The sequence below is a fragment of the Stenoxybacter acetivorans DSM 19021 genome (assembly GCF_000745895.1).
Taxonomy (GTDB): Bacteria; Pseudomonadota; Gammaproteobacteria; order Burkholderiales; family Neisseriaceae; genus Stenoxybacter; species Stenoxybacter acetivorans.
In genome coordinates, this window is sequence record NZ_JQKE01000032.1 from 1 (window position 1) to 23,820 (window position 23,820).

Consider the following 23,820-nt stretch of genomic DNA (forward strand, 5'->3'; position numbering starts at 1 on the left):
GCCAATCAGCGTATCCGTGCCGCTGCCGCCATAGAGTTTATCGTCGCCCTCACCACCGTCTAATAAATTATCTTTATCAACTACCCGAATGGTGTCGTTGCCCAATCCACCGTAAATATCGGCTTTGTATTGCCATGCATAGAGGCTAATGTCGTCATTGCCGTCTGTACCATATTCTGTGAAGCGCATGTTTTTCAAATCGGCAAAGCGGAATGTTAGGTCTTGAAAAACAAAAGTTTCGATTTTATAGGAATCGTGACCTAAAAAATACTTAATACGAACGCTGTCGCCGCTTTGCAGGCTGGTAATAATTAAATCGCTGTTGTCTTGATGCCAATGGGTTTCTCTGTAATTGACATCAGTGAATTGAATGGTGTCATCACCCACGGTATTGGCGTTGTAGTCATAAATCGTGTCTTGTCCGTGTCCTTTGGCAAACAGATAGGTATCGCCATAAAAACCACCTTCTAGATAGTCATTACCTGCACCACCAATTAAGGTGTCTTCACCGCTGCCGCCATAGAGTTCGTCGTCGCCCTCGCCGCCGATTAATAAATCATTGCCGCCGTTGCCTGTTAAAATATCGTTGCCCTCGCCGCCATCCAATAAATCATCTTGATTGGTTGCCGAAATGGTGTCGTTGCCCAATCCACCGTAAATATTGGTTTTGCCATGCCAGCCAAGACTAATGTTGTCATCGCCGTCTGTACCGTATAAATTCAAACCCATTTGCGCCAGAGTGAATGTTTGATCTTGAAAGACGAAAGTTTCGATTTCATAGTTTTTACTGCTGAAGAACTGCTGAATCCGAACACTGTCACCGCTTTGCTGATTGGTAATAATTAAATCATAGCTGTCTTTGTGCCAACGGGTCTCGCCGTAATTAATATCGGTGAATTGAATGGTGTCATCACCCGCACCGCGGTAGCCATCATCATAAACTGTGTCTTGCCCGTGTCCTTTGCTGAACAGATACGTGTTGCTGTAATTATTCCCCTCTAAATGATCATTGCCCAATCCGCCATCAATATAGGCTTTACCCTGCCATTCGCTGAGATTAATATTGTCATTACCGTCTGTGCCGTGTAAATTCAAACCCATTTCACGCATTTGTGTTAGTGTAAATTTTTGATCTTGAAAAATAAAGGTTTCAATTTCATAGTAACTGCTTCTGAAGAAATTCTGAATCCGAACACTGTCGCCGCTTTGCTGATTGGCAATAACTAAATCGTAGCTGTCTTTATGCCAACGGGTTTTGCCGTAATTGACATCGATGAATTGAATGGTATCCTCACCCGCAATGCCGTTACTGTAGTCGCAGTCATAAACTGTATCTTGCCCGTGTCCTTTGGCAAATAGATACGTATCACTCTGAGAACCGCCCGACAAATAATCATTGCCTATACCGCCGATTAAGATATTCGTACCGTTGCCGCCGTAAAGTTTGTCATCACCATCACCACCGTCCAGCACATCATTGCCGTCGCCGCCATCTAAGTAATCATCACCCGTACCGCCAATTAAGGTATCCGCATCCTTGCCGCCGTAAAGTTTGTCATCACCATCGCCGCCATCCAGCACATCATTGCCGTCGCCGCCACTTAAATAATCATTACCTGTGCCGCCAATCAAGGTATCTGCGCCGCTGCCGCTATAAAGTTTGTCATCACCATCGCCGCCGTCAATATGGGCTTTGCCATACCATGCACTGAAATTAAGATTGTCATTGCCGTCCGTGCCATAGAAATTAAAACCCATTTCACGCATTTGTGCCGGTGTCAATATTTGGTCTTGAAAGATAAAGGTTTCAATCTGGTAATAGCTGTTTCTGAAGAAATCTTGAATCCGAACGCTGTCGCCGCTTTGTTGATTGGCAATCATTAAATCGTAGTTGTCTTCATACCAACGGGTTTCACCATAATTAACATCGATGAATTGAATGGTGTCATTGTTATAGCCGTAGTCATAAACCGTATCATGTCCGTGTCCTTTGCTGAACAAATAGGTATCCGCACCGCTGCCGCCATAGAATTTGTTGCCATAGAGTTTCCGGCTAATTAAGGTATCTGCTGTGATTACTTGGTCTTGAAAAATAAAGGTTTCGATTCGATAATCGATTCTGGCGAAGAAATTTTGAATGTGAACGCAATCACTGCGGGTATCATCATAGATCCGTAAGTCATTGCCATCTTTCTGAAATCTTACTTCATCAAAAGAAATATTCTTGAAATAGATAATGTCATCATCACTGCCATAATCGCTGATAAAATGCTGTCCGTGTCCTTTGTTAAACAGATAAATATCACCTCGGGTACTTCCTTGTAATTCATAATTACCGGAATTACCCTCGATGATTTTAAAATTCTCAGCCATCATATTGCCCAATAGAGGGTTTTGTGCTGCTAACAGGGTAAAATTGGCAAGAAGTGTTTCTTGATAATTGAGGTTGTAATTTCCCAAATCTTTGGCAATTTTTAATAAAATACTGATGGTTTCTGTTTCCAAATTTTCAGCCAAGCCTTGCAGCTTGGCGTTTAGTGTTTGCCAGCTGTAGCCCACGCTTTGGGTATCTGCTTGCCATTGCTGCAGCAATAAACTGCCGAACACATCTGCATATTTGCTTTGTGCCAGCAAATTCGCGCTCACATAATCGGCAAATTGGGTGAATTCTACTTTCAAAAGTTGGGTAGCTTCTGACCCCGGATTTTTACCAAGCCCTCCTTGATAAAATCCTCTGCCGGTTAAATGCTCCAAAGCCACCAACAGCCGTGCATCAACACAATTGCCGCGCCCTTGCGGATTAACGGTTTCACTTCCTGCCCAGCGGTAAATCAATGCCTTTAAACTTTCGGCAGCGGGTGTATTCAAATAATCGGCAACCATTCCTTTCAACACCGCATCTTTCATCATCGCCTGATGCAAATCCAATACATCGCCAAACCCGCGCACATAAGGCAGCGCAGCAATATCGGCACTCACCGATTCTTGCCGGTATTGACTGTCTGCTTTGTTCACCGAGAACCACACATCATGCGCCGCAGTTTGTTTGCCGTCTGCCCAGGTAACACTGCTTTGTTGTTGGTGCGTATTGCCATGCGCATCAACAAAATTGCTGTATTGATAATTCAGCTGAATGGCAGTGATGCCGCTGTTTTGAATGGCGGTTAATTCACCCGCATCAACATATCCATTTTGGTTTTTGTCTTGCCACAGTTTTAATTCCTGCCAAATTGCATCTTGTTCGGTAATTTGCTTATCGCCGTTGGCATCGTGTGCTTTCAGGGCTCAAAACCGTTAGTAGCTTTTCCGCCGTTTGGCAACAGGGTATTGTCACCGAATAATTCGCCGCCATTATCAATTTGATTGTTGTTATTTAAATCACGCACCAATAAGGCATCTTCCGCACTCACCCAGCCGGTATTTTCAGAAAAGCCATTGCCATCGTGGTCGTGGTAGATATGTCCGCCTTTGGCTGTGGTTTGTACACCATCACCATTTAGGTCAACAACAATGGGGGATACTTGTACTTCGGCTGGTCCCATATTGGGACCGCCTCGACCTCCGCCTCCATCACCTCCATCACCTCCATCACCGCCGCCGCCACCCCTTTTTTCCAAACGAATACCCAAGTCGCCGTTGTTGAAATTTTCAATCAACAATCCATTTTCTACAATTAAATTGTCGCCAGACCAATAATAGGTTAATCCATTACCATAATAGGTATCGGCAGGATCTTTTTCAGGATCATGCACACCGCCTGAGAGCTTGGTTTTATCTAAAAATACCTCGCCTTTGCCGTCAAAATCATAAATGGTATCACTCTTATCGGCGTGATATTCATCATAGCCCAAACCGCCAGCCATCGTATCATAGCCATCACCGCCGTCTAAATAATCATCACCATAACCGCTGGTCAAGCTATCATCGCCCTTACCGCCAATTAAAGCAACAGCTTCTAATCCAAATTGATTAACTACGCCATCATTATCATCATCAATGCCATCGTAATAGACTTTTCGTCCTTTTTCATCAAGATAGCTAATGGCAGGAGAGTTATAAATTTGAAAGGCTATATCTACCAAACAATTCTCCAAATCATTTATATTATTACCATTACTATTTAAATCATTAAGTTTGGATTTTTGATTTTCCAAATTCCTAAATTCTTCTTCAGTGATATTTACTGACACAACATCACCTTGAAACTGAATTGGCACTTTTCTGCCAATTCCTGAGGGATCTACAATTGGCTCACAAATAGAATTGAATGCCTTAGCTACTGAATCATTTGATTCAAAATCAAAATTATCATCAACAGGTTTGATTTTAATGCCATGAACTTCTCTACTGCCATCACTATTGACAAAAAAAGCCAATGAATCCCAGTCTAGGGTAAATGAAGTAGATCCAAAAATAAAAGCCCTGGTTACAAAATCTGATAAACCAGCTATATGCTCATATTGATTAATCTTAACTTGTAATTTATTCAGATCGTCGGGTAATTTATCTTTTGTTCCATTGCCTAGAGCTTCACGGTGTAGTATGTTATTATACATTTCTTTAAAACCATAAGTTCCTGCCTTAATGATTTTTTCACTATTGAAAAAATCATTAATAACAAGAACATCAGCAGGGGAAATAAATCTTCCGCCGCCATAATCCATATATTCTTGTGCATTGATTTTTAACGGATCAACCAATGGTTTCTCCTTATCCCGAATCCATTTATCATCTTTTAAGGCACTTGCAGATGGTGGGGTTTTAGAATTCCATAAATACATGGACAGTATTTCATCAATAGTAGCTAAATCTTTACCGCTATTGATATTGTAGTAGTTAGGCATAATCATTCTCCAAAGGTTGATAAAAGTGAGTTGGAAGTACAATAATACTAAGTAAATGATACAAATAATTGCTTAAATAAATCCATTTAATACTTAGGTTTATCTAAAGCAATTTTTTAAAACACTTTACCTATTTTAATTTTATAACATATGCGGGTTTAATCAATAAATCACCACAATTATTAATTGGATAATAAATATTATTATCTATACCGACTGGATTATGAATACTATTATCTAAATTACTAAATAAAACTTTTATACTATTCTTTTGTGCACTTTCTTTATATGACACATCTTCTTCATATAAATAAATTTTCTTAGGAACAAGATAATATAAACCAACACCATAATCATGAACATCAATATTCTTTGGAATAGATGAAGCAGGAAAATATTTATTAGCTAATGAGCCATAAATCTGGAATTTCCCTTTATCGGTATTCTTATCTTGATTGGATACAATAAAAATATTTGTACTAAACATTAAAGATAACTTTCTATCGTTTGTTTTCATACTTGCAATAATAAAATTATCATGTTTTTTAATATATGATAAAAAATCACGATCATCTTTTATTTCTATTGAATTTACTTTGCCAAGTTCACTTAAAAGGTTACGTCTTTCACTATTAAATACTATCTCTTGATTAATTTCAGTATTTTTTTGTATACTTTCTTGCATTAATTTTTGGGATTTTTCAAATATAGGAGATCTACTTATTAACAGAGGGCTTATCATCTGTATTTTGCATCCAAATCTACCACAATCTGATCCTGAAAAAAATCTACTTAAATATGGTACTTCTTCATAATCTACACTTCCACCAATTGATCTCATCCAGCCTTCTTTTAGGGATTTCATTTTCAATAATTCCATTTCTACATAACTGACAATCGCTTTTTCCTTCAATTCTTCTTTTGTGTATGTTTTTCTGTCTACCCAGCAATAACCTTCGCGATTCTTACGTGAAAATTCCTTGAATGAAACATTCCAAGGCTTTGGATTTTTATCCATCAGCTGATACCAATACCGATAAGACTTTGTATTGTTTTCAACTAACCAATAATGCGTTAAATAACCAAGAAGCATAAAAATAGCCAATACTCTTAATTTAGGTCGTGAATAAAGAAAATAGATTATCCAGCCACCAATTCCAATGATTCCAATAATTACAATGAATATTGATATGTATATTGTGGTGGAGATTGCTAATGCAAAAACAAAAGCAGTCATAGTATTTACCTAAATTAAAAAATAATGATAGCTAGAATTTATAACAATTTATCTGATGACAAATCTAAAACCTATTTATTATTACTTTATCACACAGCAACCAAATTTTTATCGCTATTGATATTGTAGTAGTTAGGCATAATCGCTCTCCAAGGGTTGAAAAATGAGTAGAAAAAATTACAACACTAAGAAAATGACACTAATTTATTGATTGATTAATTCAATCAATTTAATTTTAGTATCACCAAATATTTCTTTAAGATTATTTATCCATCTAGATTCCAGAATATATTCTGGCTTAATCAATAAATCTCCACAATTATTGATTGCATAGTAAATATCAGTATCCAAATATATTCTAAATTTAATTATCTTACCCTCTTCTTGTCCGTCTTTTTCATACAAATAAATTTTCTTAGGAGCAAGATAATATAAACCAACGCCATAATCATGAATATCAATATTCTTTGGAATAGATGAAGCAGGAAAATATTCATCTATTCCTGAATTGTAAATCAGAAATTTTTCTTGATTGATATTCTCATCTTGATTCGATATAATAAAAATATTTTTATTATATATTAAAGATAACACTATATCGCTTTTCTCTATGCCAGCAATAATAAAATCATTGTGGTTTTTTATATATGATAAAAAATCACGATCACCTTTTATTTCTATTGAATTTACTTTACTGAGTTCGTTTAAGAGGTAATGACTATTTTTATCATATAAATTAAATAATATTTCTTCGCTGATTTCAATATTTTTTTGTACATTTCCTTGCATTAATTTTTGTGCTTTTTCAAATATAGGAGATCTATCTATTGACAAAGGACTTATCATCATCACTTTGCATCCAAATTTACCACAATCTGATTCAGAAAAAAATCTACCTAAATATGATCTTTCTTCATAACCTCCACCAGCTTCCCTTACCCAACTCTCCTTTAAGGATTTCATTTTCAATAATTCCATTTCTACATAACTGGCAACTACTTTATTCTTCAATTCTTCCTTTGTGTAGGTTTTTCTGTCTGCCCAACAATAACCTTCACGATTCCTACGTGAAAATTCCTTGAATGAAACATTCCAAGGCTTTGGATTTTTATCCATCAGCTGATACCAATACCGATAAGGTTTTATGTTGGTTTCAACATAAATTCTGTACAGAGGATATCCCAATAAAATAACAATAACCGCTATTATTACAGCTGTTATTACAAATTTTACTTTAGTTCGCTTTTTATCTGATAAAGAAAAATATAAAACCAAGGAATGCTTAATTAAATTAAATAATTCCATCAGTATTGTAAGCATACTTACAATAAAAACTATAACAATAATAACAATGGGATTGATATCATTTACCATACAATTTTTCCAATCTTCTCATAATATTATATTAGCTATTTTATATTAAATATAAATTGTATAAAAAATTTGATATCTACTTATTTTCCGTTACTATGTTTAAAGTATAGCTACCCAGCACAGCCCCTAAAAAATAATTTCTGTTCACTGCTAAAAAAAACAAATCCTCAAAAATCCTCTGTTTCAAACATCCTGACTTTACCGCAATTGGTAACAGGAAAATACTGCCTAAACCGCTGTTTTTCACCATTTTTATTTTTTATACTGTATTGAATTTTAATAAATCCATGTAAATCCCCTGCCAATCTACTAAGAAAGCTGCCCTTAAATTTAAAAGTATCCGATGGTATAATTTCAATATCTCTGTCTTCTAAATCCTCTTCAATCATATATACATAACGGCAACAATTCGGATTTTCCAACCTAAATTGAGTGATGTCTTTACTCTGTATTTCAGATTCTATACAGCTATCCCCTTCACATTGCCTATTATCTTTCAAAACAAGACGAATAGCTTGATTCTCTAAATATTCATCAGAAAATAAATTCCTTTGAAAACCATTTCGCTGAAAACAATATCCATTATAACTTAACATTATCATTGAAATTAAGCATAAATAAATAAGTAATAATCCAGATGTCGGTATTATTTTTAAATATCTCTGTGGAATTTCAATACCAAACATCAATCTAAAAGAAAATGAAAATTTATTACTTAGTACTTTTAAAAAAATAAATAACAGCCAAGAGCAAATTGGAATAAAGAAAATAAATCCCGTTATAAGAAATAAACCAATAGCATACATAAAATTTTACCTTATTGTGCTACTATTAAATTATCTTCAATTCATAATCTATATAGGGCATTCCATTTTATTATTATTATCTTTTCCTATTTCATCTATTTATTGTGTGATAAGCCTTTGATTTTAAAATCCCTGCCAATAAAGAAAACCCGTTACTATTAGTTTTGAAACGCAGTACCAGTTACAAAGAGCAGTGAAGAGCAGTGAAGAGCAGTGAAGAGCAGTGAAGAGCAGTGAAGAGCAGTGAAGAGCAGTGAAGAGCAGTGAAGAGCAGTGAAGAGCAGTATAACTATAACTTGGTATTATTATAACACTGTTGATGATTTATTTGCAATAGAAAACAAAATTTTTCTTACATTGTTGTATTTTTGTTACAACCATACAAATGCAGGTAAATCAACGTCTTGTTTCAACAAAGCCCATGCGTTCAGGGGGCGTGCATAGGTTTTATTGAAATGGTTTGGCTGTGATTACCATGATTGCTTTGTGCCTGACCTCGCCAATGGCAAACCTTGGGTTTCAGGCTGCCTGAAAACAAAGTGCTGCGCTTGATTTCCTGCTTGTTCAGCCAGTAAAAATTGTTTTTTTATTGAATAACTTCTTGCAACATCATGGTTTTTTAGCATAAAATCGTGGGTTTTTTAGATTGTCGGCTTGTTCGGCTTCTGTTTATTTACTGAGGAATAACCATGGTAGTCATTCGTTTGGCTCGCGGCGGTTCAAAACACCGTCCTTTTTACAACATCATTGTGGCTGATTCTCGCTGCCGCCGTGATGGTCGTTTTATCGAACGCGTGGGTTTTTACAACCCCGTTGCCAATGAAAAACAAGAACGTGTGCGCTTTAACGGCGAACGTTTGAATCACTGGATTGGTCAAGGCGCGCAATTGAGCGAAAGCGTAGCGCGTTTGGTGAAAGAGCAGCAAATCGCTGCTTAATTCAGAATCTCGGAATAAAAATACGTGGATAATCAGCAAACGCCGTGGATAGCAATGGGCTATATTAAAGGTGCGTTGGGTGTTAAAGGCTGGCTGAAAGTAGCCGTCAGCACCGAATATGCCGACAGTTTGCTGGATTACCCAAAATGGCGGCTGAGTAAAGACGGCAGCAGTTGTTTTGCGGCTGTGGTTGAAGGCAGAGTCAGCGGTGATGAATTACACGTCAAGCTGGAAGGCGTTGATAGCCGTGATGCGGCGTTTGCCTTGCGCGGGTTTACGGTGGAAATTAACCGCGCCGATTTTGCTGAAGCCGAAGAAGACGAATACTACTGGGCAGATTTAATCGACTTGGCGGTATATAACCGCGAGCTGATGTGCTTGGGCGAAGTGGTGCAATTACTGCAAACCGGTGCGCACGATGTATTGGTGGTGCGCGGTGAATACGGTGAAAAACTGATTCCGTTTGTGGCGCAGTATATTGACCGTGTTTGCTTGGCGGATAAGCGCATTGATGTGGATTGGGGCGTGGATTACTGATGTATATTCAGGCAATTACGCTTTTCCCTGAAGTATTTGCCGCCATTACTGAATTCGGCGTTACTGCCCGTGCACTGCAACGCGGTTTGTGGCAATTCAATGCTGTTAATCCGCGCACCTTTGCCGATAACCCCTTGGGTTATATTGATGACCGCCCTTTCGGCGGCGGTCCGGGCATGATTATGATGGCACCGCCTTTACAGGCAGCCATTGATGATGCCAAAGCGCGTCAGCCGCAATCACGTTTGATTTACATGAGCCCGCAAGGAACACCATTGCAGCATGTGCAAGTGTCGCAGCTGGCGCAAGAATCGGGTTTGATTGTGTTGTGTGGCCGCTATGAAGGCATTGATGAGCGTGTGCTGCAATCAAACGACATCACCGAAATTGCCGTGGGCGATTTTGTGGTGTCCGGCGGCGAATTGCCTGCCATGATGCTCATGGACGCGGTGCTGCGTTTATTGCCCGGTGTTTTGGGCGACAGCCAATCGGCGGCGCAAGATTCATTTGCCGACGGCTTATTGGATTGCCCGCACTACACCCGTCCGATTGAATTTCAAAACGCGGTTGTCCCCGAAATATTGCGCGGCGGCAACCATGCTTTGATTGCACGTTGGCGATTAAAACAATCGCTGATGCGCACTTTAACGCGGCGCGCCGATTTATTGGCAGATCGCCGTTTAACCCCAGAGGAGTCTGGTCTTTTGCGCGAAATCCGCGAGGAAATGCAAAAGGAACAAGACAATCCCATGATAAACAGGAAATCAGAATCATGAATTTAATTCAGCAATTAGAGCAAGAAGAAATTGCTCGCTTAAACAAAACCATTCCCGAATTTGCACCGGGCGATACCGTTGTCGTCTCTGTACGCGTTACAGAAGGCACGCGCACCCGTTTGCAAGCGTATGAAGGCGTGGTGATTGCCAAGCGCAACCGCGGTTTAAACAGCAGTTTTATCGTGCGCAAAATTTCCAGCGGCGAAGGTGTGGAACGTACATTCCAGCTGTATTCACCCTCAGTGGAAAAAATTGAAGTAAAACGCCGAGGCGATGTGCGCCGTGCCAAATTGTATTATCTGCGCGGCTTAACCGGTAAAGCGGCTCGCATTAAAGAAAAATTGCCGGCACGTAAAGGTTAATTTTTTTATACCTGCACAATAAAAAGGCTGCCTGCAAATCTTCAGGCGGCTTTTTTTGTTTAACAAACACATCAATACATAAATCAATACAAAGGAAAAAATACCATGAAAACCATAGGTATTATCGGTGGCATGAGCGCGGAAAGCACCGTGTTGTATTACCAAATTATCAATCGTGAAATCAATCACCGTTTAGGCGGCAACCACAGTGCCAAAATCATTTTAGACAGCTTGGATTTTGAAGACATCAGACAATTGCAGCAGCAAGGCAACTGGGCGGGTGCGGCAGAAGTATTGGCAAACAGTGCCAAAAAATTGCAGCAAGCGAGTGCTGATTGCGTGCTGATTGCCACCAACACCATGCACATCATTGCCGATGCGGTTCAAAACGCCGTATCCATACCGCTTTTACACATTGTGGACAGCACCGCCGCCGCCATCAAGCAACACGGTTTGCAGCGCATTGCGCTTTTGGGAACGCAGTTTACCATGCAGAAAAATGGCTTCTATACAACAAAAATGCAAGAAGCGGGCATTGATATGTACTTGCCCGATGAAGCACAGCAAGCCAAAATAAACAATATTATTTTCAATGAGTTGTGTCTAAATCAACACAATGAATCATCGCGCTGCCATCTGATAGACACCATTGCCGAATTAAAAACACAAGGTGCACAAGGCGTGATTTTGGGCTGCACTGAGTTGTGTTTATTGATTAATGACACCAACAGCCCACTGCCGGTATTCGACAGCACCCGTATCCATGCTTTGGCAGCAGTGAATTTTGCTTTGCATTAAAACGGCAAGCCAAACAATATTAAGCACAGCAATTTAATCATACACGGGAAAAAACCAACGCCGGCAATGCTTTTGCGCCAAACCCGCCGACAAATATTTTTCAGGCAGCCTGAGAGATAAGTAAATCGGTCATTGGGTTTGGCGTATCTCCATTCATTGACACAATAATCTGACTTAACATACAATTCAGCCTGTATGTTTTTTATCTATTTGATTTTAAATATACTTTTAAAATTTAGAAAAGGATTGATGATGAAAGCCGTTCATTGGGGATTGATGCTTTTATTTTTACTGCTGACGGGATTGTGGCTGCTTGCCGATACACTGATGCCGCAGCCGTTTACTTATTTCAATTTCCGTAATGTATTTGTACAGTATTCAGGCATTCTGGGATTTGCCGCCATGAGTACCGCCAATATTCTTGCTTATCGCCCGCGCTGGCTTGAGCCGTATCTGCACGGTTTGGATAAAATGTATCGTTTGCATAAATGGCTGGGCATCAGCGGTTTAAGTGCTGCGGTTGTGCATTGGTGGTGGGCACAAGGCAGCAAATGGATGGTCGGTTGGGGCTGGCTCGCGCCGCCTGTACGCCACAAAGGCGGCATGATGCCAAGCACAGATACTTTAGAAGGCTGGTTGCTGAGTCAGCGTGGCTTTGCCGAACACATCGGCGAATGGGCATTTTATGTGTTTGCCCTGCTGGCAATCATCGCCTTGGTAAAACACGTGCCTTATCGTTGGTTTCAGTGGTCGCATCGATTTATGGCAGCGGTGTATTTGGTGTTTGTTTACCATTTTTTGGTGCTGTTTAAATGGGCGTATTGGACGCAGCCAATCGGCTGGCTGATGATTCTGCTGGCATTGGGCGGCACTTATGGTGCTTTGGTTTCTTTATTCGGACGCATCGGACACAAACGCAAAGCCAAAGGAACAATCAGCGAAATAAAACAAAATAATGATATGGCAGCAATCACCGTCCATTTGAATGAAGCATGGCAAGAACATCAAGCGGGGCAATTTGCTTTCATTACTTTTGACAATAAAGAAGGCGCACATCCTTTCACCATTGCTTCCGCACGGAACAACAAGCTGTCTGAACTGTGCTTTATCATCAAAAATTTGGGCGATTACACCGCCAATTTACTTAAAACCGTTCAAATTGGCAAAACAGTATCTGTAGAAGGACCTTACGGCTGTTTTGACTTTAATGACGGCTGCACCGAGCAAATTTGGATAGGTGCGGGCATTGGCATCACCCCATTTTTAGCACGGCTGGCACAACTGGCGCATGAACCACAACCGCAAAAAATAACCCTGTTCTACTGCGCCCGCCAAGCCGATGACATTGTGCTGCCGACATTGCAGCCATTGGCCGCGGCAGCCGGTGTATCGCTCCACTTTATCGATGACAGCCAAAATCAGCGTTTGTCTGCCGCCGATATTACCCAATTGATACCCACTTGGCAGCAAGCCGGATTTTGGTTTTGCGGGCCAATGGCATTCGGGCAGCAGCTTTACAGCGAACTGCATCGCTTGGGGCTGCCCAACAAACGGTTTCAGCAAGAATGGTTTGAAATGCGCTGATTAAGTACATTCAGAACACCTAAAACCGCAAGTTGTGAGCAGCGCAGCCATTTATCGTTTCCGCAGCAAAACCAATCACACCGACGCAACGCATCGGTGTGATTGTGTATTTTGTTTTCAGGCAGCCTGAAAAATATGGCTTACTTATCTGCTGTTATGGTACAAGCCAACCGCCGTATTATTGATAAACAAATGACTGGATTTGATTTTAATTTGATTCCACCTTAAATTTAAATTTATGTAATAATACCCAATATTTTTTATGAAAAATTCAGTATCATTGCGAACAATGAATGAACGCTCTACCCCCCCCCCCCCGAATTAATTAATAAAATCCGCGATAATCTCGCGGAAGAATATTTGTCGGGCAAGCAAAATCACCCTTGGATTGTTACCTTCTCCGGCGGTAAAGACAGCACCTTAGTAGCACATTTGGTGTTTGATTTATTATTGGACTTACCGCCCAGCCTGCGCCAACGCAAAATCTTTTTTTGTTCCAATGATACTTTGGTGGAAAGCCCGCCGATAGCGCGGCACATGCGTGATACCTTAGCGGACATTCTCAATGCCGCCCGTATCTTCAAATTGCCTATTGACGGCGAAGTAACCATTCCAAAACCCACAGAAACCTTTTGGGTTTTGCTTATCGGCAAAGGCTATCCCTCGCCCAACCGCAATATGCGTTGGTGTACCGACCGCCTTAAAATTTCTCCAACCAGTGCTTATATCACCGACAAAATCGCCGCTAACGGTGCAGCCATTATCGTGTTGGGTGTGCGCAAAGACGAATCATCTGCCCGACGCGTCAGCATTGAATCCCATCAAAACCAAGACCATTCAAACCTCACCCCGCACGGTTCACTGGCGGGTGCGTATGTCTATCGCCCGATCGTAGATTTATCCACCGATGATGTGTGGGAATTTCTCGCTGCCCACCACCCGCCGTGGGGTAACAGCCACCGCCGCTTAATCCAACTTTACCGCGATGCACTCGGCGGCGAATGTCCAATCGTGTTATCACAAGACGATGCTCCCGGCTGCGGTACGAATTCCAGCCGTTTTGGCTGCTGGACATGCACGGTTGTCAATAAAGACAAAAGTCTGCAAGGCTTTGTTGATGTGGGCAATACCCAATTTACCCCCTTAATCGAATTTCGCGATTGGCTGGCTGAAATTCGCAATCTACCCGAATATCGGCAAGTGCATCGCCGAAATGGGCAGTTCACTATTAAAAACGGCAAACACATTCCCGGACCATTCACCATTGCCGCACGGAAAATGATTTTAGAAAAATTGCTTGCCGTTCAGGCAGCCCACGGTGAAGTGTTAATCAGTGAGGCTGAGATTCGGCTGATTAAAAACATTTGGGTCAGTGATATTTTGGACGCAGCAGAAAGGAAAAGTGCATGAAACCTAAAATACAAGAACAAATTGAGGATTTATTGCTGTGGCGCGATCCAGACAGCCGTATATTGCTGCGGCAACTTGCTGAAGAACATTGTGTTCCTGTTGATGCATTAATGGAATTACTGGCATTCATGCGTGAAAGCCAAACCAAATTACGTACCAGAGGCATAACCGAAACCTGTGATGACGTATTTGATAATCAAAATTATTGGGGAACTTAATGATGTGGATTGCAGCGATTGAGTTAAGCAATTTTAGATCCTATCAACAGGCACGCTTAACATTTCCTCGCCCCGAAATTGGGAAAAATTTAGTACTGATTGGTGCGGAAAATGGTCATGGTAAAACCACTTTATTGGAAGCCATTTATTTGTGTCTTTATGGTGATGATGCGGTTCATCATTTGAATCGTGCCGGATTGGAAATGAAAGGGCAAGATAACAAAAAAATCAATTACACCGCTTATTTGGAAAAGGCTTTGTATCTTGATGCAAGAGCAGTACAGCCAACTGCCTTGGGACTAAGCAACCAATCCACCATGCAGCTGCGAATTGATATTTGCCAGCAATCCACAGGTAATCAAAAGATATTACGGGTAAAACGAAAGTGGGCATTTGACCACAATAAAAAACACCTGCCTAATTCTGAAGAAATACAGGCTTATTTTTGTGAAAATGCCGACGATGACGGCGGCGAACCTTTGAGTGAAGAATTGTTTAAACACTATTTACACACTCAGGCAGTACCCGTGGATTATGCATCATTTTTCTTTTTTGACGGTGAAAAAATCGTTCAAAATGCACGAGCAAGCGGTGCAGGAAAATGGCTCAATGATGCGCTTCATGGTTTACTGGGGGTTACTCTATTAAATAAACTAAGCGCACAATTGGGAAAATACAAAAGCGATTTAATCAGAGAGCTTGCTCCTGAAAAACTGCAAAAACAGCTGGCAGATACTGAAGCTAAATTGACAGATGCAAAAGAAAAATTAACCACCTATAACAGCAATCTGGCAAATTTGACTGAACAAGAAGCGCAATTGATAAAACGGCGTGATGAATTAACCGAACAATTGGGTGCCGGTGATATTCATACTTCTAAAGAGCTGATTGATCAGCTCACTAAGATTAAACAGCAGCAAGAAACCGACCAAGAAGAAATCAAAAAATTCATTGAATTATTGCCGGAAACCCTGCTACCAACAACACGTCTGACACAATTGCAGCAACAATTGAAAGCAGAAGCCAATCGGCTTAGTTATGAAACCGTTAAAGGGCAGCTGGAACCAAGAGCAGATGAATTTTGGAAAGTATTCCGTAATCATGAAAATATAAACGAATTTCTCAGTCCCTACATGCTTTCTTCTGCTGAGCTTTCGCGTATCGTGAAAGAATGCTGGGAAAGAATGTTGCTTCCTTTGCCTGAAGGTTGTGCCGAAACTGTTTCGCACAATTATTTATCTGCTGAATTAAACCAAAGAATTCAAAATGAAATTCATAAACTTAACCATATTCAACGAATTCACTCCCCCGAAACCATTCTCAGCAAAATAGCAGAAGCTGAACAAAATCAAGAAAAGCTGAGTGCTGAAATTGAACAACTGAAAAACAGCAATAATGATGAATTGGTTGAGGAATTACATCAAATTAATCATGAACTAACCCAAAATATTACGCCCCAAAAAACAACAGCACAAAACAACAGTTATCGGCAAAATGAAGAGATTTCAAGTTTAGCGCGAGATTTGGAAAAGCTTCAAGATCAAGTGGTCAGCAGCGGACCGAAGCAGTTGCGGGCAAAGCGGGCACAAAAAATGGAATCATTTATTCATGCACTCATTCATCAACTAATGGTAAAAAAGGTTCAGCAATTAAGTATCACTGCCACTCGTTTGAATAATGAGATTGCCCATGACAAACGCATTGGCAGGATCGAAGTCCAAGATAACGGAGAAATGCGTTTATACGGACAAAACAACGAGCGTCTGCAAACCGATTTATCCGCAGGTCAAATGCAGATTCTAATCATGGCGGTGGTAGCAGCTTTGTCGGAAATTACCCAATATCACGCACCTTTGGTAATTGATACCCCGTTGGCACGTTTGGATAAAGGACATCGTCAAGGCTTATTCCATTATTGGCAAGGTTTAAATCAACAGGTGATTTTATTGTCGCAAGATACAGAAATCACCCCTGAGATTTACCAAGATTTAAAACCCGCAATCAACAAAACCTATTTGATTAAAGCTGAATCACTGGCAAGCGGCGGAGCAAGATCCTCAGCCGAAGAAAATGTTTATTTTAAAGCATAGCCGGAAAAATAAAAAAAGGAATATTGCCATGTATCAAGTCGATGCACCGGAATCATGTTATTGGAATTCTGAATATGCCCGCGAGCTCTTGGAAATGCGTTTAAAATCCAGCATAGAAGCCAAAGAAATCCGCGATGAATTGCAGCGCAGTGGTGCATTGCCTGTTTTTAATAACCACTTTGATTGGGCAATGTTATGTATTGCCTATTGTTTTGCCAAAGATATTGCCTTGAATAAAACCCAAATCAGCAACGCACCGGATACCGACGGCAATGAAATTCCGTCACTGAATACCGCCTTTCAAGAACATCATGCGTTGTGGCTGGCATTTTTATCCGATGCCTTATTTGAGTTTAAATGCAAAGACATCTTAAACAAAGAAATCTTATGCAATAAACAGGATTTGGTGCAATACATTCAAGCCTTGTGGCATAGTGGTGCGCTAACCTTGCGAAAACGCTGGAACGCTGCTAAAGAATTTCACCCTGATTCTGAATTGAAAGCACGGCAGACCTTTATCAGAGAATTAGCAGATTTATCTGCAGAAAACATAAAAAACCGTTCAGGTAATAGCGGTAGCTCTGTACGCGACACCAGCGAGCAACCTGAAAGTAACCCTGATTATGCCAAAACACTGCGCGAAGCCTTTGATAAAATCGGCACATCGGCTGTTTTATCGTGTGCCTTTGTAACACACGGAGTGCGCTATGATTTTTACGAAGCACAGTTTAATAGTTTTGTGGATTTTAATAAGCACCATGAACCGCTGTGTTCTCAATTGGGCATTGCTGAAAAAGATTTGCGGATTACCCGCCAAGAGGGCAAACCCAATTGCTATCGGGCAGCAAAGCTGCGGGCAGAAAATCAATGGCAACCATTCAAAGAAACAGCGTTTCAGGCAGCTTTAGATACGTATCAGCACGATGGCAAAACCTTGCCCGTATTGCTGGGTTTAGATGAATATGGCAAACCCGTATTTGAAGATTTTGCCGCTGCACCTCATGTGTTGGTAGGCGGTACAACGGGTTCAGGCAAATCAGTGTTAATCCGCACTCTCATCGGTAGCTTATTGGCATTGAATGACGAGAAGCAGCTGAATATTGCGATTATGGACGTAAAACAAACCGATTATGCACGTTATGCCAATGATGCGCATGTATGGAAAAGAAAAATCATTGCCGATAAAGAAGAAATCAAAACATCATTGGCAGAAATTGTGGCGGAGATGGAGCAGCGGGACGAATTGCGTGCAAAATACCAAGCAGATAAATTAGCAAAAATTCCTGCCGAACACCGTCCGCCGTATTGGGTGATTGTGGTGGACGAATTGGCGGATTTACTGAGTATTGATAAAAATATTGAGGATTCGTTAATACGCCTCGCCCAACGTGCCCGCGCTTCCGGTATTTTCTTATTGCTGGCAACGCAAACCCCAAGTTCCAGCGTATTGTCTCAACCTTTACGCGCCAATATCCCTACCCGCATCGCCTTGAAAACTCAAAAGTCTACTGAGTCCAAAATTATTTTAGACGAAATAGGAGCTGAAGATTTAGCAGGTAAAGGCGATCATTTGGTGAAATGGTTTGGCAGTGAAATACAGCTGCTGCATGGGTACAATATTTGAAGCAATCCAATGATAAAGGCGGGGGATAAACCTCGCCTGCATTCAATACAGCCAAACTACTTTTTTCATCACGCAGCAATCCGAAACAATTAAGCCCTGTACAGTAAAAACCAGAATGAAAATGCAAAAAACAGGCATTTAGCAATAAGCCACAAGAAAAGAAGTAATTGCCTTGACTAAACGGCTGCGGCATTGATTGCGTTGATAATGAAGATTAGATATGAATCGTAGCGGCACGGTTTGTGCCGAATAAACAGGCTGCCTGAAATAATTGATGGTATTCGGCAGCCGAATACCATCTAATAACACACGATAACACACGCAGGCATCAGTGCATCAGCATTTCACCATTCAATGCCGCCATTAATTCTTCGCCGATAAGAATCGGTAATTCCGATTTATGCGCCCACAACACCAGCAACGCCAATACTTTGGCGTGTTCTACGGTGATGTCTTCGTCCGGCAGGTTCATCAGCGCGTCCACCACAAATTCGCGCTGTTCGGGGTTGAGTGCGCCGTTTTCCTGCAAAAAATGCAATAAGCCGCGCACTTCCGACGGCAGGGCTTCGGTTTCATCGGCAGTGTAGATGCGCATGGCGGTGCTCTGATTCAAAACATCATCAGAAATCAGTGCCTCATGCTGCAAGGCCTCCACAAACCACAAAGTATCGCTGATTTCGTCGTCGTCGAAGCCCACTTCTTCCAGCAGTTCGCCCAAGTCTGCGCGCGGCGGACAAGCGTCGAAGTCTTGAAAGTGTTCGATTAAAAACGCAATCACATCAATCATGATATTCCTTTGAATTATTTGACGCGCTGATAACGCCCGCCGCCTACTGCGGCTATTTTACCGTCTAATGCCAATAAAGTCAGTTCTGCATGCACATCAGCCGCGCTGATGTCCAATTGCTGCGCCAATTCATCGGGGTGAATCGGGTCGTAGCCCATTTGCTTCAGCAACGGGCTGGTTTGTGCCGGCTCGGCTTCCGATTCTATTGCTGATTTTTCTTCTGATTTTTCTGCCGGTTCGGCTTTTGCTTTATTGTGGTTTACTGTGGCTGCCTGAATATTTTCAGGCAGCCGTAACAGTGCGGGGCATTCTTCCAAAATGTCATCAAGGTTTTCCACCAATTTCGCGCCTTGTTTAATTAAAGCATGACAGCCTTTGCTGTGCGGATTGTCAATTGAACCGGGAATTGCCATTACTTCGCGCCCCATTTCCGCTGCCAGTCGTGCGGTAATCAGCGAACCCGATGCCAATGCCGCTTCTGCCACCAATACGGCTTGCGACAAACCAGCAATGATGCGGTTGCGGCGCGGAAAATTGCCGGCAATCGGGCGCGTTCCCAGCGGAAACTCGGAAAGAATCAAGCCTTTTTCAGCAATACGCTCCGCCAATTGCTTGTTGCGGGCGGGATAGACTCGATCAATGCCTGTTCCCCACACGGCGATGGTGCTGCCCTGCTCTGTTAATGCGCCTTCATGGGCGGCGGCATCGATACCGTCTGCCATGCCGGATACCACGCAAATACCGCGTGCAGACAGGGCACTGCCAAAATCGCGGGCAATGCGCATGGCTTGCGGAGTGGCATGGCGGCTGCCGACAACCGCAATTGCCGCATGATTCAGGCAGCTCAATTGTCCGCGTGCGAACAACAGCGGCGGCGGTGTCATTCCTTCACTCAATATTGCGGGATAGTCTTCGTCGCAAATCAGCAATAAACGGGCATTGTGGTGTTTCTCTTCCCACGCCAATGCCAAATCCGCCGCTTGTTTTGCCTCTGCGGATTGCCATGCCGCAGCTGCGTCTGCACGTTTAAAAAAAGGTTTTACTGCCGATAAACCCGCATTCAATGCCGCTTCGGCAGAACCGAAATGCTGCCACAAACGCAAAAATGTTTCTGCGCCGATGTATGGGGTGAGTGCCAATTGCAGGCAGGCATATTTTTCTTGGTGATTCATAACGCGGTTTCGTTTCAGGCAGCCTTTTATCTATTGGATTGTTTATTCATCGGATTCGATAAACAACCGCTCCATACGAAAACGCAGTGAACGGAAGCTGATGCCCAGTAATTTGGCGGCTTGAGTACGGTTGTGCCGAGTGTGTTTCAACGCGTTTTCGATAATGCGGCTTTCGACTTCATCAAGATAATCTTGAATGGATGTCAGCCCTAAGCGAAACTCCAAACCAATGTTTTCCATGGGTTCAGCAGCATCGGCATCATCAGCGGCACCGGTATTATCATTAACAAGCGCGGCAATTCTGCTGTTAATCTGCAAATCCGCCTCAGTAATCACGCCGTCTTGCGCCAATGCCGCGGCGCGTTCCAAGATATTTTCCAGCTCCCTGAAATTGCCGGGATAGCTGTACTGTAGCAGTTTTTGTTGCGCAGCAGGGCTGATGCTTAAGCGGCGCACCTCTTGATGTTTGCTCAATAATATATTGATGAATTCGGGCAGGTCTTCACGCATTTCACGCAGGGGCGGCATGGTAATTGATACCACATTTAAGCGGTAAAACAAATCTTGGCGAAAATGCCCCGCCGCTACTTGTGCCGCCAAATTTTTGTGGGTGGCGCAAATAATGCGCACGTCCACGGATTTTTCTTGGGCATCACCAATACGGCGAACAGCTTTTTCCTGAATGGCACGTAAAAGTTTTACTTGCATCTGCAATGGCAAATCCGCCACTTCATCTAAAAATAAAGTACCGCCGTGAGCGTGTTGAAAGAAACCCAAACGGTCGGTATCTGCACCGGTAAAACTGCCTTTTTTGTAGCCGAAAAATTCACTTTCCATTAGATTTTCGGGAATCGCACCGCAATTAACTGCCACAAACGGCTGTTCGTATCTTGGTGATAATTCATGAATACTGCGCGCCGCTTGCTCTTTGCCGCTGCCTGATTCACCGCCGATATACACAGGCACATGGCTGCATGCCAATTTACGCACCAACTGACGCACTTCTTCCATTAAAGGCGATTTACCCAAAAGACGCGGCAAATCCTGCCGTTGCTTTGTTTTTTGCACCGCATGGGTGTTGTCTGTTTTCAGGCTGTCTGAATGGTTTTCAGCAATTTCGGGCGGCTTTGGAGTATTTACTTTTTTAACAGAGGCGATGTTACTGTGAGACGCATCAACAGCAGATTTGGTATCGTGAATTTTAATGGCGGATTTAACCAAGCTGCGCAATTGCGCCAGGGTAATCGGTTTTTGCAAATAATCAAACGCACCGTTTTTTAAGGCTTGTACGGCTTGGTCGGCATTGCCGTGAGCGGTGATGACGGCAACGGGTACATCTAAGTCTTTTTCAGTGATGTAGTCCACCACTTCCAACCCCGAACCATCGGGCATGCGCATGTCGGTTAATACCAGAGAAAAACGGTGGTTATCCAACTGTTTTTTGGCTGCCTGAACGCCAACGGCGGTATAGACTGATAAACCCATTCTGGTGAGTGTCATTTCCATTAAGTCACGGATATCGGCTTCGTCGTCCACCACCAATACCGGTTGTGTTAATTGTGTTTTATTCATTATTTGCCCTTAGTAATACCAATACAAAGCCATTAATTTTCGGCTGATAATATAAATTACCTAAATTGGCATTCGCCAATTCTTGTGCGACGTATAAACCCAAACCGGTGCCGTTGGCAGCGGTGGTAAAAAACGGCTCAAACAAACGGTGTTGGTTTTCCGGCGGTACACCGCCGCCGTTGTCAATCACGCTGATTTGGATTTCATTGCCGCCGAGAAAATTAAAGTCCACGCGAATGGCTTGTGTGTCTTGCCGGCTGTGCCGCCAAGCGTTGTTCATTAAATTCCATAAAATTTGCTGCAAATGGTGGGGATCGCACCATGCAAACATGATTGGGTTTTCCATATCCAAGATGATGCAATCGGCAGCTTCCGGATTGATTAAAATAAATTCTTGATAAAAACGATCCCAAAATTCACGTAAATTAATGGCGTGTTTGCGGATTTTGTCCCGTTTATTCACTGTGCTGATGTCTTGCAGCATTTTATCAATACGCTCAATATTGTGTTCAATGATGCTGTTCAATTTCACCATTGACTCACTGCACGCTTCTTCATGCAATAAATCATTGGCATGACGAATGGCAGACATGGGATTGCGGATTTCATGCGCCAAATTAACCGTGAGCTGTCCCAAGGCACTCAACTTCACCGACATTGCCTCCTGATCCAGCTCAATTTGGCGGCGCATAAACAGCATCAGCAATAAATCTTCTTCAGCTTTGATTGTTCGGGTGCGAATACGCATGGATATCTTTTGAATATCCATATTGATTTCAAAATCTCGGTAGTGATGGTGCTTCCAATGCGCTTGCAAAGGGCAGAAAAGCTCGGAATTTTTATTAATACATAAGTCAGGGAAAAACGTTTGTGCCACACCGTTCAGCAGCCACACTTGATTGGCTTTGTCTATCACCACCACAGCTTCCTGCATATTGTTGAGTGCTTCTTCGGTAAGGTTGCGGAAACTTGCCAATACTTTCGATTGTGCTCGTAAAGTCTGCCGTGAACGCGCCACAAAATCAGCAATGTAGGAAGTGAGTGATGCCAGCAAAAATGAAGACGCCACCAGTACAAACAAACGAATCCAAGGGCGCAGATCGCCGAATATGCCCCCGGGCTGACCGCTGAAAAGCACAATGGTACTGACCGTCATCAACAGCGAAGCGTAACCTGCGTATAAAAAAGGATACCGTCCGTAGCTGATCAAGCACGATGTGGTAACAAAAGGCAATACCAAAATACCCAAATTACCGTACACGCCTGCTGCCATGTGCATCAGCCAAGCCACCATACTGATGTCCACCACAGCGACAACATTGGGCATGCTGTCTTGCTGCTGCTGCCAACGGGGTTCAATCAAGGAAAAAATGATGATGCCGCTGTAAATGAACGCCCAGACATAAAATTCGGCTTCATTGAGTACACCGACATTTCGCCACACGCCATTGTGATTGTCATTGGAAATTTGCTGCACCAATACTTGAAAAGTGAGCAGAGAAAACAACAAGCTGACTCGGGCAATATTGATTAAATTAAGCAGTTTATCAACGCCGTGTTGCCGATGCCAATTGGAGAGCGGCGGCATAATTTTCTTTCTTATTACAAAATTGATTTTATTCATGCAGCAAGCAATTGCCGCGTGGCATTACACTCAAAAAGCAATCATCAAAACCAATCAAACATTTGGT

The 23,820-nt window shown here is 42.1% G+C and carries 20 protein-coding genes; 11 read left to right on the top strand and 9 right to left on the bottom strand.

Features of this window, described 5'->3' with window-relative positions; genetic code table 11:
* Positions 1-3,015, bottom strand: a 3,015-nt coding sequence (locus Q384_RS14275) for a calcium-binding protein (protein WP_037586507.1), incomplete at its 3' end; no start/stop codon positions are given.
* 15 nt (positions 3,016-3,030) lie between these two features.
* Between Q384_RS14275 and Q384_RS13250 the strand changes: the two genes are divergently transcribed.
* A complete protein-coding gene (locus Q384_RS13250) occupies positions 3,031-3,168 on the top strand; it encodes a hypothetical protein (protein WP_156956467.1) in 138 nt (45 codons plus the stop codon).
* Positions 3,169-3,278: 110 nt separating this feature from the next.
* Here the strand turns inward: Q384_RS13250 and Q384_RS05690 are convergent, their stop codons facing one another.
* The 4 genes from Q384_RS05690 to Q384_RS05705 form a co-directional block, all read right to left on the bottom strand.
* Positions 3,279-4,844, bottom strand: coding sequence for a hypothetical protein (locus Q384_RS05690; protein WP_156956468.1), 1,566 nt, complete (start codon positions 4,842-4,844; stop codon positions 3,279-3,281).
* 130 nt (positions 4,845-4,974) lie between these two features.
* On the bottom strand, positions 4,975-6,081 hold the full coding sequence (locus tag Q384_RS05695) for a hypothetical protein (protein ID WP_037586509.1): 1,107 nt from the start codon (positions 6,079-6,081) through the stop codon (positions 4,975-4,977).
* A 204-nt stretch (positions 6,082-6,285) separates the two neighbouring features.
* Positions 6,286-7,455: a hypothetical protein gene (locus Q384_RS05700; protein WP_037586510.1), complete on the bottom strand. Its 1,170-nt coding sequence runs from the start codon at positions 7,453-7,455 to the stop codon at positions 6,286-6,288.
* A gap of 167 nt (positions 7,456-7,622) precedes the next feature.
* On the bottom strand, positions 7,623-8,261 hold the full coding sequence (locus Q384_RS05705; protein ID WP_037586511.1) for a hypothetical protein: 639 nt from the start codon (positions 8,259-8,261) through the stop codon (positions 7,623-7,625).
* A gap of 689 nt (positions 8,262-8,950) precedes the next feature.
* Here Q384_RS05705 and rpsP point away from each other — a divergent pair.
* From rpsP to Q384_RS05755, 10 genes are all read left to right on the top strand, one after another.
* Positions 8,951-9,199 carry a 30S ribosomal protein S16 gene (gene rpsP, locus Q384_RS05710; RefSeq protein WP_037586512.1) on the top strand — a complete coding sequence of 83 codons (249 nt, stop codon included), beginning with the start codon at positions 8,951-8,953 and terminating at the stop codon, positions 9,197-9,199.
* Between the two features lie 54 nt (positions 9,200-9,253).
* Positions 9,254-9,736 (top strand): ribosome maturation factor RimM, encoded by a 483-nt coding sequence (gene rimM, locus Q384_RS05715; RefSeq protein WP_037586528.1) that lies wholly within the window; start codon positions 9,254-9,256, stop codon positions 9,734-9,736.
* Positions 9,736-10,512, top strand: a complete 777-nt coding sequence (gene trmD / locus Q384_RS05720; RefSeq protein ID WP_037586513.1) for a tRNA (guanosine(37)-N1)-methyltransferase TrmD — start codon at positions 9,736-9,738, stop codon at positions 10,510-10,512. The genes rimM and trmD overlap by 1 nt, the downstream gene beginning before the upstream one ends.
* A complete protein-coding gene (gene rplS, locus Q384_RS05725; protein WP_037586514.1) occupies positions 10,509-10,874 on the top strand; it encodes a 50S ribosomal protein L19 in 366 nt (121 codons plus the stop codon). The genes trmD and rplS overlap by 4 nt, the downstream gene beginning before the upstream one ends.
* Positions 10,875-10,979: 105 nt before the next feature.
* Complete coding sequence (locus Q384_RS05730) at positions 10,980-11,672, top strand: aspartate/glutamate racemase family protein (RefSeq protein ID WP_037586515.1); 693 nt, start codon at positions 10,980-10,982, stop codon at positions 11,670-11,672.
* A 249-nt stretch (positions 11,673-11,921) separates the two neighbouring features.
* Entirely contained in the window at positions 11,922-13,256 is a 1,335-nt protein-coding gene (locus Q384_RS05735) for a ferredoxin reductase family protein (RefSeq protein ID WP_211251087.1), read from the top strand.
* Positions 13,257-13,580: 324 nt separating this feature from the next.
* Positions 13,581-14,666 carry a DNA phosphorothioation system sulfurtransferase DndC gene (gene dndC / locus Q384_RS05740; RefSeq protein ID WP_037586517.1) on the top strand — a complete coding sequence of 362 codons (1,086 nt, stop codon included), beginning with the start codon at positions 13,581-13,583 and terminating at the stop codon, positions 14,664-14,666.
* A complete protein-coding gene (locus tag Q384_RS05745) occupies positions 14,663-14,884 on the top strand; it encodes a hypothetical protein (protein WP_037586518.1) in 222 nt (73 codons plus the stop codon). The genes dndC and Q384_RS05745 overlap by 4 nt, the downstream gene beginning before the upstream one ends.
* A complete protein-coding gene (locus Q384_RS05750) occupies positions 14,884-16,974 on the top strand; it encodes an AAA family ATPase (protein ID WP_051940522.1) in 2,091 nt (696 codons plus the stop codon). Before Q384_RS05745 ends, Q384_RS05750 begins: the two co-directional genes overlap by 1 nt.
* Positions 16,975-17,002: 28 nt before the next feature.
* Positions 17,003-18,598 carry an FtsK/SpoIIIE domain-containing protein gene (locus Q384_RS05755; RefSeq protein ID WP_037586530.1) on the top strand — a complete coding sequence of 532 codons (1,596 nt, stop codon included), beginning with the start codon at positions 17,003-17,005 and terminating at the stop codon, positions 18,596-18,598.
* A gap of 328 nt (positions 18,599-18,926) precedes the next feature.
* On the opposite strand, the gene Q384_RS05760 is transcribed toward Q384_RS05755, so the two are convergent.
* Genes Q384_RS05760 through Q384_RS05775 form a run of 4 tightly spaced genes read right to left on the bottom strand, consistent with a single transcriptional unit; the run spans position 18,927 to position 23,717 of the window.
* Positions 18,927-19,385, bottom strand: coding sequence for a Smg family protein (locus Q384_RS05760; RefSeq protein WP_037586519.1), 459 nt, complete (start codon positions 19,383-19,385; stop codon positions 18,927-18,929).
* 14 nt (positions 19,386-19,399) lie between these two features.
* Positions 19,400-20,557, bottom strand: a complete 1,158-nt coding sequence (dprA, locus tag Q384_RS05765; RefSeq protein WP_037586520.1) for a DNA-processing protein DprA — start codon at positions 20,555-20,557, stop codon at positions 19,400-19,402.
* 42 nt (positions 20,558-20,599) lie between these two features.
* Positions 20,600-22,129 carry a sigma-54-dependent transcriptional regulator gene (locus Q384_RS05770; protein ID WP_037586521.1) on the bottom strand — a complete coding sequence of 510 codons (1,530 nt, stop codon included), beginning with the start codon at positions 22,127-22,129 and terminating at the stop codon, positions 20,600-20,602.
* Complete coding sequence (locus tag Q384_RS05775; RefSeq protein ID WP_037586531.1) at positions 22,122-23,717, bottom strand: two-component system sensor histidine kinase NtrB; 1,596 nt, start codon at positions 23,715-23,717, stop codon at positions 22,122-22,124. The genes Q384_RS05770 and Q384_RS05775 overlap by 8 nt, the downstream gene beginning before the upstream one ends.
* Between the last annotated feature and the right edge of the window lie 103 nt (positions 23,718-23,820).